The sequence below is a fragment of the Tumidithrix helvetica PCC 7403 genome, from assembly GCF_965232925.1.
Taxonomy (GTDB): Bacteria; Cyanobacteriota; Cyanobacteriia; order Pseudanabaenales; family Pseudanabaenaceae; genus Tumidithrix; species Tumidithrix helvetica.
Genome location: NZ_CBDDRA010000024.1, coordinates 23,610 through 39,748 on the forward strand (window position 1 = coordinate 23,610; position 16,139 = coordinate 39,748).

Sequence of the window (16,139 nt, forward strand, 5' to 3'; positions counted from 1 at the left end):
AGATTCCCTTTTCTAAAACTATCTATCGGGTTTGATACGGGTTCGGCGAATTCACGCGAAATGGAGGAGCACCTAAAGATGGAGGTTCCATTTTCCAGCTATCGTTAATGACGATGTACTCAGCCAGTTTGTTGTTTCTGTTATCTTTCAATAACACACCATAAGCATCTTCCTGGGCGGTAGTACCAAGCTTATAGAGAAATTCATACCTGCGAATATAGTCTGCGGCAAACCAACGCGATCGATTTAACGTAATTACGACTCTTTTGGCATCGGGATCGATGGCTAGATTATCTACCCAACCATCTTCGAGTCGCTGTACCATCCACCATAAACTCGGTCTGACTGGCTCTAAAGGAATATTTACAGATTGCAACGTCTGTGAAGAAGCAACTATGTTTGAGCTTACATCGATCCCCATGCCAAAGCCTAAACTCAAAACTAATCCTAAATTGATTCCGACTCGCTGGTGGATCGATGCCATAGGTTTCATAGGCGTTAAAGCTTCAACATGCTTTTGTATGCTTTCATCGTAAAGCAAATATTGCTCTGCAAACAATAAGGACGTTTTATGTCAAATAAATGTTCGAGCTAGGATAGCTAGCAGTCTATTGATGCTCGTTGCTAGGTGGCTAAAAAACTGATTGCCTTGCCCAACAAAGCTTTGAAAATGCTAACAGCAATTTATTTAGCTATTTGCTGTGAAAACCACAAGGCTACTTCGGTATTTGTCTGTGTCTTCATCTGTGCCAGCGATCGCTCTAATAAATCAATCTCCAAATTTGGCAAGACTTGGGAAGTCTCACATTGTTGATATGTTCCTGTTTCGTCTAATTGAAAGGCAAACAGGCGATCGCTTAGCACGTCAATCACCCAATATTCAGAAATCCCCAAATCAGCATACAGGCGTTTTTTCTGATCGAGATCGATCGCTAGGGTTGTATCCGAAATTTCGCCCACCAGATCGGGCGATCGCCATTTGTCCAAACTTATAAAACGCGATTCCCCCTTCTCCCATACTGGAATATCCTCACCAAGATAGACAACGATATCGGGGGCTGCTGCCCGATACCCCGTTTTTTCGATCTGGCATCCTCTAAATGAAGCAAGTCGATACTGAGGGTTTTGCATCACCCACATCGCAAAGATCATTTCAAACAAAGCGCTAAACTGTGCGTGATTAATTCCTTCTGCACCCATCTCTATCCAGAGCCGTTGATTGTGATAAAACAACTTGCAGCGGCGGGACGCATCTCCACTTGCATCATCTCTTACCGTCTCATAATCTGACCAAGTTGCTTGCTGCCATTGTTGTGGTTTGATTGCGACAATCATTTTTTTGTCCTCATGATGTCTGGCAAGTTTCATACTGCGATCGTAGCGCAATCTGATCGCGCTCAGCGCGTTATTTTCAAAAAGATGCGTTGTCATTTTTTGAAAATGGTATAAGATCCTGCAAATTTCAAATGCAATAAGAAAGGGATGTAGTTTTCTACATCCCTCAAAAATTTTGAATTTATATTTTGAATTTATATGGAGAATTTATTGTGAAGCTGATTAAGCTTCTGTTTTGACTGCTTCAGGCTTAAAAGCTTCATCGAAGCTCTTATAGAAGTTTTCTCGATCGAAGATGTGGCAGCGATCGCCGATCTCTTTCATTAAGCCCCAAGAGAATTTTGTGGTGTAGAGATATTCACCCCAGTTTTCCACAAGAGACTTATGTGCCATTCTCAGATTGTAAGAGGGAATTCCCGTTGAGATATGGTGAGGAATATGCACGTTGATGTCGTGGCATAAAACTTCTACCCAAGCTGGATAGTCACAATGTACCGTACCCGTTAGCTGATCGGTGGCAGCATGCCAGTCTTCTTTTAGCTTAAATTGAATGTCGGGCATGGTGTGATGCACGATCGTGAATGTGCTCATCCAGAAGTGATAGACCAACCAAGGCATTAAGAAGAAATTTACCCAACCAAAGATGCCGCCTGCAGCAATCATCAAGGGGAAGGCGATCGCCGCATAAGCGATCGTTAAACCCGCTGAAAAACGCACTTGGTTCTTTTGTTTCTCAGGGTAGAGATTGGTGTTGTAATGCAACACAGCCCAGTGGATAATCGAGCCGATCCACCAAAATCTGCCCCTAATTAGACGGTAGATAGATTGCTCGTAGGGCTTGACGCTATCGTACATTTCAACAGTGAAGGGATACCATGCATTGTCTTCACCCATTTTATTGGTATGTGCGTGGTGATGATCGTGCTTAATTCGCCAAGGATGAAATGGATAGATCAGAGGCAAAAACACGAGATGACCGATTAGGTCATTTACCCATAATTTGTTAGAAAAGGAACGATGACCGCAGTCATGTCCAACTACAAAAAAGCCTGTAAGGGCAGTGCCTGTAAAGATCCAAGCAAATGGCAGTAAATACCAAGGGGAAAAAACTAAGCTGACATAACCTAGTGTGACAGCAACAACACTCAAGGCAAGACCTAAAAATGCTTTGGCATTATTTTTGGCAAAGCACTCAGGTGGTAGGGTTTTGATAATATCTCGAAGCGTTGTTTCAGGTGTGAGCTTGTGTGGAGAAGCTTGAGGCTCAGAAATACTGGTTTCGCGGCTGGCGAGCATTAGTTAGTGGCTCCCCGATTCAGTTAACGAGCCGCTGAGTGATTCGGTCAAACATTCACTTAGACGTTGGCGGCTGAGGCTTTGCAGTTGCTTAAAGAGGAGTTCGGTATCTGACTGTAGCTCTAGAAGTTCGGCGTGCAGTTCATCGTTGTAGAGCTTCTTAGTCGGAGCAGCCAAACCTGAAACTTCCTCACGAGGCGAATCAATCTTATTACTCATACTATCTTTTTAAAGGTTTATGTCACACCAAGATTAACAGTGGCATTGTAGCTTAGTTTTTAGATACATTTGTTTACCTATTAGGATTTACTATAGGTAAATATGCTAGGTGGTAATTATATCTATTGCGTTTTATGTATTTCTATGTACATAGATGTATTGACAGATACAGACCGACACAAAATAATCTGAAATTAGGGTCAATATCCAAAAACACAAGGTAAATACTACTTGCTTTAGCGTTAATTGACCGCTCGGTTTAATATTTTGTTCCGAGTGGGGTGTCGGCAAATAGGATCGGTGCGATCGCTGCCGCAGAGCCAAGTCGGGTATCGAGATTGTCTTCGAGGCTAAAATACTGATCGATGCGATCGCAAAGCCCCTGAGGGGTAAGACTCTGAACGTTATGGCTGATGATGTAGCTTTGAGAGGGTGAGCCCCGAAACGCGATAAAGGCTTCTTTGCAATAGGCTAGTTTAGACTCTGGTACTGCCTCCAGCCAAGCGTCGCCTCGGATTGTACCGCTTAATAACTTTGCGCCATGCTCTGGTTGAATGGGACGACGAGGGGTTGCGAATGCAGGATCGGTACCTATAAAACTCAGGAAAATCAACAGTATGCAACATGCAGTAACAAATGATGCAAAGAAGTACCGCATAACTTTAAAATTAGTGTAGAAAATTTGGATAGGGTTGAGTTCTGATGATTTCACAGACTTTTTCCATTATCTCAAACATTTAAATTTTTCTGGGATCGAGCCTTATTCACTTGACTTTTGTATATCTATAATATTCAGATATTCAAATCAAACGACTAGGGTTGATTACAGGCTAATGTGTTTATATATACAGAAGTTTGTCTAAATTCCCTACATCTGACGTGGATTCTTACGTTGCGTTTCGATATCGAGGTTCGGTATCGATACTTTGATTTAGGTTGACACAAAATTACTTCTGCATTATTTGAACCCTACTTATTTGCCAGCATGCCAGATGTCTGAAAACTATCTCAATCACCCTACCTTTGGCTTGCTATCTCGTGTCTGTGCTGTTGACGAATACCGAAGCCTATTCACGACACTCTATGCACAAAGATTATTCTTTTTGATCACCAATAGTCCTACAGGTGTTCAGTTTGAGCCTGTTTCTCGTGCTGATGCCAAATTGCTGGTGGAAAATCGCTTACGTGCTTTGCGCCGTGTTGGCCCCCTTGACGAGCATGATGTTTTGCAAAATGTTTACAAACGTACATTTGCCCAATGACCTCCAGCATCTCGCTTAAATCTGCTGCCAAAATCAACCTATATCTGGAAATCACTGGAAACCGCCCAGATGGTTATCACGAACTTGTGATGGTGCTGCAGAGTATCGATCTCTGCGATCGCTTAGACCTTCGCACCATTGGCTCAGATGCTATCTATATTTCTTGCGACAACGAGCAAGTCCCCACAGACGAGACCAACTTGGCATTTAAAGCGGCGCGGTTAATGCAGCAAAACTATCCAGGTTTGGGAGGGGTAGAAATTGCGATCGCCAAGCAGGTTCCCATGGGTGCGGGTTTAGCGGGGGGATCGGGGAATGCGGCGGCAGTATTGGTGGGACTCGATCGCCTTTGGGATCTCGGACTCACCCAATCGGAGCTTTGCGATCTTGCCGCGCAGTTAGGCTCTGATATTCCTTTTTGTGTGGGTGGGGGAACGGCTTTGGCAGTAGGAAGGGGAGAAGTGCTGTCGCCCTTGCCCGATTTGCAAAACTTAGCACTGGTAATCTGCAAACCTAGGGATCTATCTATTTCTACGGTGTGGGCTTATCAAACCTTTCGATCGCAGGGATTATTAGCAACTAGTCCTGTACGGGATCGGCACAATTCCAGCCAGATGTTGGCAGCGATCGCCGCGCGCGATGAGACTACCCCGACGCGAGTGGGGCGTTTGTTATATAACGATTTAGAGCGGGTGGTGCTGCCTGCCCATCCTCGCATTGCCGATCTCAAAGCCTCGCTTCAACAACAGGAATGCCTGGGTGTGCTGATGTCTGGTTCGGGATCTACGGTGTTTGCGATCGCCCAAGATTTAGGACAAGCTGAACGAATTGCTGCCAATTTAAAAGCTGACACCAACCATAGCGACCTCGATATTTGGGTCACGACGAGCGCGATCGGTGGCATTTTGGATGTCTAGGAATTTGTTGGCTGAGCGGAGTCGAAGCCAACGATGAATTCCTAGACCAATCGCGACCGATGGTCAGCGATCGACAGGTCACCGCACAACTACCACAGCACAACTTGAGTGGTGAATCACATAATCACTGACGCTCCCCAGCATCAGGCGCTCAACGGAGCCTAGCCCACGAGAGCCTATTACTAAAAAGTCAGGAGCCTCATCTTTCACGATTTGGCAGATCACATCCCGCGGTAACCCCATTTCCAGTCTTGTTTGGGATTGGACATTTACGGCTGCGCACGCTTCCTCTGCTTTTTGTAAAATCACCTGTCCTGCCGCCAAAATTTTCTTTTCCAGTTCAATATCGGGAAATCCGCGTAAACCAACCCAATCTCCCGTAGGCATCATAACCTCAGGAATATAGCTACTCAGAGGCTCTACAACGGTCAGCAGCACCACAAGGGATTGCGTTGGTGCTGCTAGGCTCAACCCTTTTTCTAGAGCGCGTTCGCTGGCTTTCGAGCCATCAATGGCAATAAGAAGTTTCATAATCGTTAAAAATAGAGATTTAAAAGATAATCATTGGCTGTTCGCGATCGATGAATGTTTGGGGATCCAAACACTGACAACTGATAACTGACTGCTATATATTCATGATCGGGTTCAAATCTGTAAATATCTTGATTGTTCATCTCTTTTAACATCTCATGACAAGCGATATTCGTGTTGGTTTTGCAGCGTCGGTCGGAAATACCCCACTGATTCAAATCGAGTCTCTATCTCAGGCGACAGGTTGCAACATTTTAGGCAAAGCCGAATTTCTGAATCCTGGAGGTAGTGTCAAGGATCGAGCGGCTTTGTTTATGGTGTTACAAGCGGAAAAAGAAGGGAAAATTAAGCCGAATGGCACAATCGTCGAAGGTACCGCAGGCAATACGGGTATTGGGCTCACCCTAGTGGCGAATGCTAGGGGCTACCGCAGTGTGATTGTGATGCCTAGCAACCAATCTCAAGAAAAAATTGACCTGTTGAGAACTTTGGGTGCAGAGGTAGAACTGACTCCCCCCGTGCCATTTGCAGACCCTAGAAACTATTATCATGTCGCCCGCCAACGCGCTGAGGAGCTAGAAAATGCCTTTTGGGCAAACCAATTTGAAAACCTTGCCAATGCCGAATCGCATTACCAAACCACTGCACCAGAAATTTGGCGGCAGAGTGGCGGCGCGATCGATGGAGTCGTCATGTCGTCAGGTACAGGGGGGACGATTGGTGGCGTTACGGCGTATCTCAAAGAGCAAAATTCTAAAATTGCCACCTATTTAATCGATCCGCCTGGTTCGGGGCTTTATAGTTTTGTTACTACGGGAGAATTAAAAGCAGAGGGCAATTCGATTACAGAGGGCATTGGCATCAATCGAGAGACCGCAAACTTTCGCCGAGCCAAACTCGATGGGGCATTTCAAGGAAACGACCAAGAAGTGATTGAGATGGCGCATTTTTTACTCAAGCATGATGGCTTGTTTATTGGCAGTTCTGCCGCGTTGAATGTAGTGGGGGCTGTGAGATTGGCGCGTCAACTGGGTGCGGGGCATACGATCGCAACCATTCTCTGCGATGGTGGTGGTAGATACCAAAGTCGTATGTTTAATGCGGAATGGTTAGCTGAAAAGAATCTCACCCCTATAGCAAAAGGACTGGAGTTTTTAGATTCATGAGTATTCCACTGGCTAAAAAGCACAAGCAGATTGGCGTAGCTGTGATTTGGGATCGCGATCGCCACAAAATTCTCATCGACCAGCGTTTACCCCAAGGGGACTTTGGCGGCTATTGGGAGTTCCCTGGTGGCAAAATCGAAGAGGGGGAAGATGCGATCGCTTGTATTCGTCGTGAGATTAGAGAGGAACTAGGAATTGATATTGAAGTTGGGGCGCAATTGATCGCGGTAAGCCATGAATATGAAAAATTTATTGTGAGCTTGATCGTGCATCACTGCCACCACATTTCAGGGGAACCTCAAGCGATCGAATGCGCTGAAATTCGCTGGGTGGAGATATCGGAGCTAGAGAACTATCGATTGCCAGAAGCTAACTATCAAATTGTGGCAGCTTTGAAAGGAATTTAAAATTTTCTAGAATTCTGGGCTAGAAAACGAGTTATTTAGTGAAAAGCTCAAATTGAGGAATAATCTCGGTTTCTACTACTCCTGCGTCGATCCAAGCTTGGGTGGCTGGCAGGGTTAGGATCGCTTGATAGTAGGCTTGACAGACAGGATCGAGGGGAACACCGTAGGTCATAAATCGCAGGACGACTGGAGCGTACATGGCATCTGCGATCGTAAATCTACCAAACAAAAACTCGCCCTTCGTACCGAACTCTTGACGACATTCTTTCCAAATTGTGGTGATGCGATCGATATCTTTTTCCACTTCTGGTGTCAGTCCTTTTCCAGGTAATTTAGCGCGGCAGTTCATACCCATATTTTGCCGCAAAGCTTGAAAGCCAGAGTGCATTTCGGCGCTAATCGAACGCGCAAGGGCTCTAGCAGCTCTATCTTCTGGATACCAATGGAATGAGGGAAAAAGCTCGGCGAGATATTCACAAATCGCCAGAGAATCCCAAATCACTAAATTGCCATGTAATAAGGTAGGAACTTTCCCAGAAGGTGAGTATTGGCGAATCTGAGCAGGAGTCTCAGGTGTATAAAGGGGAATTCTCACTTCGTCAAACTCTAATCCAAACTGGCGCATCGCTAGCCAGGGACGAAGCGACCATGATGAGTAGTTCTTATTCCCAATTACAAGTGTAAGGTTTGTCATGTTTGAGCTTTTATCCTGTTTGGAATTGTCAGTATTTTTAGGTTCCAAAAGATTGATAATCTACCAAACGGGGGAAAACCTTAGATAGATCGAGGGATGGTGCATCTGGTGCGAAGGGCAAGGGAGCCGATCGCTCCGCCAGAATATACTTTCTTTGGGCATAGCCATATTCCCCCTGAAAGTCTTTATAGGGCTCGCTATAAGCCTCTAAACGATAGTCCACCAAATTAAAAAGCCAATAGTTGCTAATTCCAGCCTCAGCATAGAGCTCTGCCTTAACGGTTTGGTCGTAATCTAGTGAGGAATCAGCAACTTCAATCACCAGCAAAATATCGGCAGGTGTGGGATGCCCAGACAGGTAATTATCGGGCTTGGGATTAATAATCACAAAATCTGGCTCAGGCTCACTTCCTGAAGGAAGCAAAATGGGGTCTTGGCACTGAAACTTGGCACGTCCTTGAAGCAGTGAGGGAAGTTCGTCCAGAAGGCTTCTGCTGCAAAATACATGGGAAGTCGTTTTGGGAGCCATTTGCACGATTTCTCCGCGTACCAACTCAATGCGATCGCCTTCAGCAAAAAATCGCAAATCGATCAGGCGATGATATTCTTCTAGGGTGAAGCGCTTGGTATTGGAAAGCATAACGGCTGCCAATCAGAATATGAAATTATTCCAGCATTGTAGCTGCGATCTGAACATCAGGGATATGGTTCTATATAAAAAAATAATGAGAACCTGATAAAAAGCTCTTGTAAACCTTAGTCTGGCAAAAAATCTGGAATTCCTAACTCAATGTCGAAGGGCTTTAACAGGTGTTTTTCTGCATCCGATCTGGATCTATGGTTGAATTCCTATGGTAAAAAATTCAGGTTTTCAACATAGATAAGATTTACACACAGGTTTCAGACAGGTTTTTAGATAGGTTTTCAGATAGGTTTTTAGATCGTATTTTCAGAACCTAAGACAGATACTTGCTCTTAACCTTCAACCTCTATAATGGATATGACACAAAAAGTAATAAATAGCTAAGGCATAGCGAATGTCCCTTGAGATTATTTCCTTAGAGACGATTCAAGATTGGGCGGGTCAGTATGGTTACTGGCTAATCTTTTTTGGCATTATGGTGGAAAATTCAGGTATTCCCATACCTGGTGAGACGATCACGATTGTAGGTGGGTTCCTAGCAGGTAATGGCGAGCTTTCATACCCTTTGGTACTTCTGAGCGCGGCTTCGGGGGCGATGATTGGGGATAGCAGTGGCTATTGGATCGGTAGATTGGGCGGTTTGAGTGTTTTAGAAACCGTAGGCAAGGTTTTCCGTATTCCTTCTGGAGAAATCGCGCAGGCAAAAGAAAAGTTTAGTGGCAATGCCGATCGTGCTGTGTTTTTTGGTCGCTTTATTGCCCTCTTGCGCACCTTTGCCAGTCCGATGGCGGGGGTGTCGGGGATGCCTTATCCTCGCTTTCTGTTATTTAGTATTACAGGAGCCATGACTTGGGCAACGGGAGTCACCTGTCTTGCTTATTTTGCTGGACGGTTTATCGCCTTAGAGAAATTGGTTAGCTACATTCTGCGCTTTGGAATTTTTATCTTGGTGGCAGTTGCTAGCTGGTTTCTCTTGCCGATGATTTGGCGAGCAGCCAAGAAGTATTGGGGTATCGGCCCAGTGGAGCCAGACATTACCTCTAATTCTGCTGCCACAGAAGAACCTAGTTCTGAAAAATCTGGACTCTCTAGTAATTTAAATTTGGATGACGCGATCGCTCAATCTGTAGCAAACCCACCCTCTTAACTTCAGCTAAGATGAATTTCACGGCATAACAAAGCATTCGCACCAAAGAATCAACCAATCTCGCCAGATTCTTCTATGCTAGTGCTTTGCCTCTAAATATTTTGGGCTTTATTTTTGGTTTTACCAGCAGCTACGGAGAGAGGGGGATTCGAACCCCCGGTCACTTTCGCAACACTCGATTTCAAGTCGAGCGCATTCGACCACTCTGCCATCTCTCCAACTGCACATTCTAAAGCATTGTCTACACACCTACAAGCACTTAGTTATCAGTTGTCAGTCTGAAAACCGAAAACCGATAACCAATCACCCTTTACCTTAAATCTGCGCTATGGCAACGGATAACCCACTTCTGAAACGATTAAATTTTTGGCTGATCTTCCCGTTGATTATTCTCAATGGTTGGTTAGTGCTGAAAACGTTTCAGTTTTTCCAACCAATCGCCAGTATTTTAATTACGGCTGCCATTCTTGCCTTTTTGCTCAATTTTGCCGTACAGCTCTTGGTCTCGCGGGGTGCAAAGCGCAGCAATGCCGTGATTTTGGTGTTTTTGCTAGCTTTATCGGTTTTCATTGGTGTGGGGATTACGGTGGTTCCGATCGCGATCGGGCAGTTGAGCGAACTGGTAAAGCGCTTGCCGAGTTGGCTGGATTCAGGAGCCTTTCAACTTACAGCCCTCCAAGCTTGGGCGGATTCTCAAAATATTCGCGTTGACCTCAGCGGGATTGCCATTCAAATTACCGATCGCCTGTCAGGACAGTTGCAAACCTTTGCAGGCAAAACCCTTGGCATAGCTTTAGATACGGTGGGCAGTGCGGTTAATGTGTTACTGACTCTGGTTCTAGCCTTTTATTTTCTTTCCAATGGCGATCGCATTTGGCAGGGGATCTTTCAGTGGTTGCCTACCCACCTAGGGACGCAGGTGCAAACATCGCTACGACAAAACTTTCAAAACTACTATGTCGGGCAGGCAACGGTGGGCACGTTGAATGGGGTTTGTCTCACCCTTGCCTTCTTACTATTAGATGTACCCTTTGGCATTTTGTTTGGTTTTGGCGTGGGTTTGACTAGTCTGATTCCCTTTGGTGGGGCATTTACGATCGGTCTGGTCACCTTGTTGCTCGTCTTAGATAATTTTTGGTTGGGGATTAAATTTTTAATTACGGCTGTAGCCGTCGATCAGATCATCTCTAATCTCGTGGCACCGAGAATTCTTGGCAATCTCACGGGACTAAATCCTGCTTGGATCTTGGTGTCTTTGCTTCTGGGGTTACAGCTTGGGGGACCCTTGGGTCTGGTGATTGCCGTACCGATCGCCAGTGCGATTAAAGGCGTAACCGATAGCCTACGGGCGGAACGATCGGCGGAAAAAGCGCTTCAAGGAGTTTCCCCTACCCCAGAACAGGTTGTCCCCCATTAAAGAAATACAAAGGAAATATATAAGAATTATTTCTGAATACTTAAGAATTCCAATCTAGCCCAGTCCATCCTTGACGATCGCAGCATAAAAACTTGAGAATGAGAATGTTCTGGTCATTAGCTTTCTGATTGCTAAGGGCTGATAACTTGGTAGGCGATCGCAAAAACATGAACGCATATAGAATCGAACGCGACTCAATGGGGGAAATGCAGATTCCCCAGACTGCTTATTACGGAATTCAAACTGCTAGAGCGATCGCAAATTTTGAGATCAGTGGCATTAAGCCTCTGCCCGTTTATATCGATGCTTGTCTCACGATCAAAATGGCAACGGCACTAGTAAATGCCGAACTGGGCTGCATTCCGATTGACATGGGCATGACGATCGCAGCCGCCTGCGATGAGATTTTAGATGGCAAGCTCCGCGATCAGTTTGTGGTGGATATCTACCAAGCGGGGGCAGGGACTTCCCATCACATGAATGTGAATGAAGTGCTGGCAAATCGCGCCTTAGAGATTTTTGGGGATGTCAAGGGTAACTATGCCCGCATTAGTCCCAACGATCATGTCAACTACGGACAGTCCACTAATGATGTCATTCCTACGGCGATTCGGATTGGTGCTTTGATTGCCCTTGAGCGTTATCTTTATCCTGCCCTTTCTAACCTGAGTAACGAACTGCATCTCAAAGCGATCGAGTTCGAGGACGTAATCAAGTCAGGGCGTACCCATCTTCAAGATGCCGTACCCGTGCGTCTGGGTGACGAGTTTCTTGCCTATGCCCAGATTATTGGCAGTCACTACAAACGCATTCAAGCTGCCGCAGACGATCTAAAGCGACTGGGTTTAGGAGGCAGTGCGTCGGGAACTGGGCTAAATACCCATCCTAAATATTGCGATCGCGTTGCCGAGAAGCTATCAGAAATTACAGGCTTTGAACTGCGTCCAGCGACAAACTTGATGGCAGCCATGCAAAGTATGGCTCCTTTTGTGGCGGTGTCAGGCTCGTTGCGCAATCTTGCCCAAGACTGTGTAAAGCTCGCGAACGATTTACGCTTGATGGATTCGGGACCCAAAACTGGCTTAAAGGAAATTCAACTTCCCCCCGTGCAGCCAGGTTCCTCAATCATGCCGGGCAAATACAATCCCGTAATTGCCGAAATGACGAATATGGTCTGCTATCAAGTGATGGGCTATGATGCCGCGATCGCAATGGCAGCCCAAGCAGGTCAGCTAGAACTAAATGTGATGATGCCGCTCATTGCCTACGATCTGATCCATAGTATTGAGATTTTAGGAAATGCGCTCGATAGTCTGGCGATCAAGTGTGTAAATGGAATTACAGCGATGCGCGATCGCTGCCTTGACTATGCCGAGGGAAGTCTATCTCTGGTGACTGCGCTCAATACCCACATCGGCTATCTCAACTCCGCTGACATTGCCAAGGAATCTCTTTCTTCGGGCAAATCGCTGCGGCAAATTGTCCTAGAACGCGGTCTGATGTCAGAAGCACAGTTGGCAGAGGTGTTGAATCTAGAGCAAATGAGTCGCCCCAACGAACGCTAAATGTCATACCAATTTTTCTTAAATTTGCGACAGATCGAGGTTTAGGTTCCGCGCAGAGTGCGGTCTTTTCCAAAAAAGCTTCGTTATTCATCTTCTGGGGTCTGAGGACGCGGACTATTCCAAGCGTGATAAAAGCCGACGAACACGGCTAACCCATAGACCAAGAAACCGAGGAAATGTACGAAGCCACCGATCGCCTTGTCATGGGCAAGCAAATTCATTTTGCCAAACAGATACCACCAATCATGGGTAACAAATTCACCACCGAGTAAGGGCAACTCTTGCGATCGCGCGTCTTTCATATATCGCGAGATATCAAACAAATTAACGGCAATCCAAAAGAGGGTGACGCCGCCTTCAAAGTTTTGCTTATTAAAAAAGAAGTAAACGGCGATCCCAATCGGAACCAGTAACTGCATCAAGGTGCCACCTAAAAATTGAACAAACTCGCCAAATATGCGAAAAATTGCGTGACCCGCTTCATGAATAATCAAGTCAAAGTTATGCAGAAACCAGAGAGATTCATAGTTGATTAAGCCCATAAAGCCATAAATACTGATAAAAACCATGAATCCCAGCTTGAACGGATCGACCGCAGTTCTGGGCGAAGGTGGGACAGAAGATCGGCTGGGTTTTGGCTCTCGGTTCATGCCTAAATCCGCTTATTACAAATAGATTGATAAATTTACAAATTAATCGAAATTGCATTGACAGGGCAGGCGGCAATACATTGCTCGCAGACAATGCAACGCGATCGCAAAAACTCTAACTGAAATGTTTTAGGGTTGAGCGTCATGGCTCCAGTTGGGCAAACCCCCGTACATAGACCGCAATCGACGCAGGTGTTTTCATCAATTGCGATTTCGCGCCCATGCAAAGAAACATCAATATCTTGCGATCGCATCCACTCGATGCCAGCCTCTAGCTGATCGATGTCGCCTGATAGCTCTAAAACCATTTTTCCCACCTTGTTGGGATCGACCTGCGCTCGAATAATATTCGCCGCTACATTAAAGTCTTTGGCAAGTCGATAGGCCACAGGTACATTAATCACGCGTTTAGGAAAGGTTAGGTTTACTCTTTTTTTCATTTTTTCTTAGAGGAGATCCTCAATTTATTGGGGGAGGATAAAAATTAATTGCGCTATTAAAAGGCTTTTGCTGTATAAAATTGCTAAACTTACGGCAAAATATTGTGCTTACTGTCGGTACTCGCAGGAATATGAACTAGGCAAATGGGCAAAATCTTTGTTTCAGCAGGTCATGGTGGGTTTGAGGGCACATTTCGCGATCCAGGGGCGATCGCAGGTGGTACGACCGAAGCCGCCGAATTAATTGCAACCAGAGATCTGATCGTAGCAGAACTCAGATCGCGCGCTTTACCCGTCGAAGCCCCAGGCGACGATCTCAGTTTAGAGGATACCGTCAACTGGATCAACGCCAGAGCCACAAGGCAGGATGTTGCTCTTGAGATTCACATGGATGCTTTTAACAATCCCGATGCACGAGGAGCCTCCACCTACTATATTGCCAACAATGATATTCGCAAACGCCAAGCCGAGTTATTACTAAACGCTTTAGTGCGGCGCGTACCCGAGATTCCCAGTCGAGGGGCTAAACCCGATACCAGCACGGGTGTAGGTAGACTCGCATTTTGTCGAGATATCGTCCCCGCCTCGATTTTGATGGAGTTGGGCTTTTTGACCAATCCTCAAGACCGTCGCTTGATCCAGACCCGTCGCCGCGACTATGCGATCGGCATTGCTGATGGGTTACAGATGTGGTTGAGCAATGTTGGAGGCGTAAGTCCCACCCCTTCTCCTTCACCGACCCCAGTTCCTACGACCTATCCTGAGATCGGCATTAATCTAAATGGGCAGGCTTACGAAGAAAAAGGCATCATCGTCAACGGTAATGCTTACGTTCCCTTCGATCTCGTCGATCGCTTGGGCATTAGCCTCGATCGCGCCCCTAATATTCGCAAGATTCGCTATCAAAACATTGTATTTGTGCAAGCGATCGGGCTGCGCGATCTAAATGTATCGGTAACTTGGGATAACTCAACCCGCACCGTCAATCTCAAGACGATCTTTAAGGTTTGCCCAGAAAACATCGATCGGATTATGGGTGTAGGCAATACCTCTGAGTTACAACTACTCATGTTTCTTAAAAATAACAACGAGATGGCTTTAACCATCTATGGCGATCTGCCCAAACTCTATCGCGAAGAAGCCGCCTTGGAAGGCGTAAATCATGATGTTGCCTTTAGCCAAATGTGTGTAGAAACTGGCTTTTTGCGGTTTGGGAATGATGTCGCTCCCAATCAAAATAACTTTGCGGGGATTGGTGCGATCGGGAATAGTGCCCATGGAGCCAAATTTCCCGATCAGCGTACGGGGGTAAGAGCGCACATTCAGCATCTTAAGGCCTATGCAAGTACAGCTCCGTTGATTCAACCGCTGGTCGATCCGCGTTTTCAGTTTGTGACCAGAGGAATTGCGCCTCTTTTGAGCCAACTCACGGGACGATGGGCAACTGATGCACTATACGATCGCAAGATTCTCGCCACAATTAGACGTTTGTATGAATCTGCGGGCATTTTGTAGCGATTACATCATACTCAAACGCAGGCTGCAAAAGTCAAGTTATGCGATCGTGTCGGCAATTACAGACTAATTACCGCTGTTAACGTAAAGTAAGAGTTCTATCCGCTTCTGCGGTCTAACTTGATTCATCTTTAAAATATAAAACCTCAGTCAAGAGTCGCACAAACTTAGTAAGCGGTTCGGGTGACTTGGTCAACAGTCAAGCAAGCGTTGTCAGGAGTTCGGTTGACATGAATTTCCCATCCCTAATAGAACAGTTCACAGACGCGACTTTTAAGACTCTTGGTTTGCAAGTTTGGATCGCCCAGTATAGAGGGCTAACAATTCCGTCTGAAACAATTTTCGACCAAGGTGCAGAGCTACAGCAAGAGGCAAATCTTCCTATTATTGAGGGTCAGCACTTGCATGTGTGGACTGCCTTGATAGACAAACTCGTCCTTGGTAATACCTTGGCTCAAAAGATTAGCGATTTGGTAGCAGATGCCTATCGCGATTGTTATCAAGACAACTCGATAACTGTCGAACAATATCAAGCACAGGTAGACGAGATTAATAAAGCCTGGGCTAGCGAAGCGGTCGTTAGCGCTAATCAAGCATGGCATTTGTCCCATGATGGCGGCAAGACATGGCGCAATGTAAAGACTTTTAGCGACCCACACGAAGATAGCGTTCGATATAGAATCACTTTTGTAAGTTTAGGCGATTAGAAAATACAGGTTTAAAAGACTAGACAGAAGCGTTTGATCCATGAGCTAAAATCATCGCCTTAACCCGTACTTTTTGACGTTCCTTGTCTGCATCAAGTACCAACCAGTTAAGAGGTTTTCCATATTTTTGTAATTCCTCCTGAATTGCTTGGTGTAGGGTTGATACGGTGTAATGCTCTTTAAGATCGACTTCTATTTCTATTTGGATTGACTGCATAACCATAACTC

19 protein-coding genes, 1 tRNA gene and 1 pseudogene are annotated in these 16,139 nt (G+C 45.6%); 9 read left to right on the forward strand and 12 right to left on the reverse strand.

Features of this window, described 5'->3' with window-relative positions; translation table 11 throughout:
* Positions 1-22: 22 nt before the first annotated feature.
* The 5 genes from ACP2WE_RS19540 to ACP2WE_RS19560 form a co-directional block, all read right to left on the reverse strand.
* The gene (locus ACP2WE_RS19540) at positions 23-484 is read right to left on the reverse strand and encodes a hypothetical protein (RefSeq protein ID WP_425217221.1); all 462 of its coding nucleotides are present in this window, start codon (positions 482-484) and stop codon (positions 23-25) included.
* Between the two features lie 200 nt (positions 485-684).
* On the reverse strand, positions 685-1,431 hold the full coding sequence (locus ACP2WE_RS19545; RefSeq protein WP_425217222.1) for a Uma2 family endonuclease: 747 nt from the start codon (positions 1,429-1,431) through the stop codon (positions 685-687).
* Positions 1,432-1,557: 126 nt separating this feature from the next.
* Positions 1,558-2,631 (reverse strand): fatty acid desaturase, encoded by a 1,074-nt coding sequence (locus ACP2WE_RS19550; protein WP_425217223.1) that lies wholly within the window; start codon positions 2,629-2,631, stop codon positions 1,558-1,560.
* 3 nt (positions 2,632-2,634) lie between these two features.
* Complete coding sequence (locus ACP2WE_RS19555; RefSeq protein WP_425217224.1) at positions 2,635-2,850, reverse strand: hypothetical protein; 216 nt, start codon at positions 2,848-2,850, stop codon at positions 2,635-2,637.
* A gap of 259 nt (positions 2,851-3,109) precedes the next feature.
* Positions 3,110-3,463: a hypothetical protein gene (locus ACP2WE_RS19560; protein WP_425217225.1), complete on the reverse strand. Its 354-nt coding sequence runs from the start codon at positions 3,461-3,463 to the stop codon at positions 3,110-3,112.
* A 379-nt stretch (positions 3,464-3,842) separates the two neighbouring features.
* On the opposite strand from ACP2WE_RS19560, the gene pipX reads away from it, so the two are divergent.
* Together pipX and ispE are read left to right on the forward strand one after the other, a co-directional pair.
* Complete coding sequence (gene pipX, locus ACP2WE_RS19565) at positions 3,843-4,112, forward strand: transcriptional coactivator PipX (RefSeq protein ID WP_425217226.1); 270 nt, start codon at positions 3,843-3,845, stop codon at positions 4,110-4,112.
* A complete protein-coding gene (gene ispE / locus ACP2WE_RS19570) occupies positions 4,109-5,029 on the forward strand; it encodes a 4-(cytidine 5'-diphospho)-2-C-methyl-D-erythritol kinase (RefSeq protein ID WP_425217227.1) in 921 nt (306 codons plus the stop codon). Before pipX ends, ispE begins: the two co-directional genes overlap by 4 nt.
* Before the next feature lie 78 nt (positions 5,030-5,107).
* Here ispE and ACP2WE_RS19575 read toward each other — a convergent pair whose 3' ends face one another.
* A complete protein-coding gene (locus tag ACP2WE_RS19575; protein ID WP_425217228.1) occupies positions 5,108-5,560 on the reverse strand; it encodes a universal stress protein in 453 nt (150 codons plus the stop codon).
* A gap of 158 nt (positions 5,561-5,718) precedes the next feature.
* Between ACP2WE_RS19575 and ACP2WE_RS19580 the strand changes: the two genes are divergently transcribed.
* Complete coding sequence (locus tag ACP2WE_RS19580) at positions 5,719-6,726, forward strand: cysteine synthase A (protein ID WP_425217229.1); 1,008 nt, start codon at positions 5,719-5,721, stop codon at positions 6,724-6,726.
* Complete coding sequence (mutT, locus tag ACP2WE_RS19585) at positions 6,723-7,133, forward strand: 8-oxo-dGTP diphosphatase MutT (RefSeq protein WP_425217230.1); 411 nt, start codon at positions 6,723-6,725, stop codon at positions 7,131-7,133. The genes ACP2WE_RS19580 and mutT overlap by 4 nt, the downstream gene beginning before the upstream one ends.
* Before the next feature lie 31 nt (positions 7,134-7,164).
* On the opposite strand, the gene ACP2WE_RS19590 is transcribed toward mutT, so the two are convergent.
* Positions 7,165-7,827 (reverse strand): glutathione S-transferase family protein, encoded by a 663-nt coding sequence (locus ACP2WE_RS19590; RefSeq protein ID WP_425217231.1) that lies wholly within the window; start codon positions 7,825-7,827, stop codon positions 7,165-7,167.
* A 37-nt stretch (positions 7,828-7,864) separates the two neighbouring features.
* Positions 7,865-8,467 (reverse strand): Uma2 family endonuclease, encoded by a 603-nt coding sequence (locus ACP2WE_RS19595; protein WP_425217232.1) that lies wholly within the window; start codon positions 8,465-8,467, stop codon positions 7,865-7,867.
* 397 nt (positions 8,468-8,864) lie between these two features.
* On the opposite strand from ACP2WE_RS19595, the pseudogene ACP2WE_RS19600 reads away from it, so the two are divergent.
* Positions 8,865-9,473 (forward strand): annotated as a pseudogene (locus ACP2WE_RS19600) (DedA family protein); the annotation flags it as partial.
* A 277-nt stretch (positions 9,474-9,750) separates the two neighbouring features.
* On the opposite strand, the gene ACP2WE_RS19605 reads toward ACP2WE_RS19600, so the two are convergent.
* Positions 9,751-9,835 (reverse strand) — tRNA-Ser (locus tag ACP2WE_RS19605).
* A 110-nt stretch (positions 9,836-9,945) separates the two neighbouring features.
* Between ACP2WE_RS19605 and ACP2WE_RS19610 the strand changes: the two genes are divergently transcribed.
* Both ACP2WE_RS19610 and ACP2WE_RS19615 read left to right on the forward strand, forming a co-directional pair.
* Positions 9,946-11,034 (forward strand): AI-2E family transporter, encoded by a 1,089-nt coding sequence (locus ACP2WE_RS19610; protein WP_425217233.1) that lies wholly within the window; start codon positions 9,946-9,948, stop codon positions 11,032-11,034.
* Between the two features lie 167 nt (positions 11,035-11,201).
* Positions 11,202-12,599: an aspartate ammonia-lyase gene (locus ACP2WE_RS19615; RefSeq protein ID WP_425217234.1), complete on the forward strand. Its 1,398-nt coding sequence runs from the start codon at positions 11,202-11,204 to the stop codon at positions 12,597-12,599.
* A gap of 83 nt (positions 12,600-12,682) precedes the next feature.
* On the opposite strand, the gene ACP2WE_RS19620 is transcribed toward ACP2WE_RS19615, so the two are convergent.
* On the reverse strand, positions 12,683-13,249 hold the full coding sequence (locus ACP2WE_RS19620) for a hypothetical protein (protein ID WP_425217235.1): 567 nt from the start codon (positions 13,247-13,249) through the stop codon (positions 12,683-12,685).
* Between the two features lie 35 nt (positions 13,250-13,284).
* Positions 13,285-13,689, reverse strand: a complete 405-nt coding sequence (locus tag ACP2WE_RS19625; RefSeq protein WP_425217236.1) for an NIL domain-containing protein — start codon at positions 13,687-13,689, stop codon at positions 13,285-13,287.
* Between the two features lie 144 nt (positions 13,690-13,833).
* Here ACP2WE_RS19625 and tftA point away from each other — a divergent pair, with 144 nt between their 5' ends.
* Together tftA and ACP2WE_RS19635 are read left to right on the forward strand one after the other, a co-directional pair.
* Positions 13,834-15,204: a hormogonium tapered terminus morphoprotein TftA gene (gene tftA, locus ACP2WE_RS19630; RefSeq protein ID WP_425217237.1), complete on the forward strand. Its 1,371-nt coding sequence runs from the start codon at positions 13,834-13,836 to the stop codon at positions 15,202-15,204.
* A 230-nt stretch (positions 15,205-15,434) separates the two neighbouring features.
* A complete protein-coding gene (locus tag ACP2WE_RS19635) occupies positions 15,435-15,911 on the forward strand; it encodes a hypothetical protein (RefSeq protein WP_425217238.1) in 477 nt (158 codons plus the stop codon).
* A 19-nt stretch (positions 15,912-15,930) separates the two neighbouring features.
* Here ACP2WE_RS19635 and ACP2WE_RS19640 read toward each other — a convergent pair whose 3' ends face one another.
* Positions 15,931-16,134, reverse strand: coding sequence for a DUF8621 family protein (locus ACP2WE_RS19640; RefSeq protein WP_425217239.1), 204 nt, complete (start codon positions 16,132-16,134; stop codon positions 15,931-15,933).
* Positions 16,135-16,139: the final 5 nt, after the last annotated feature.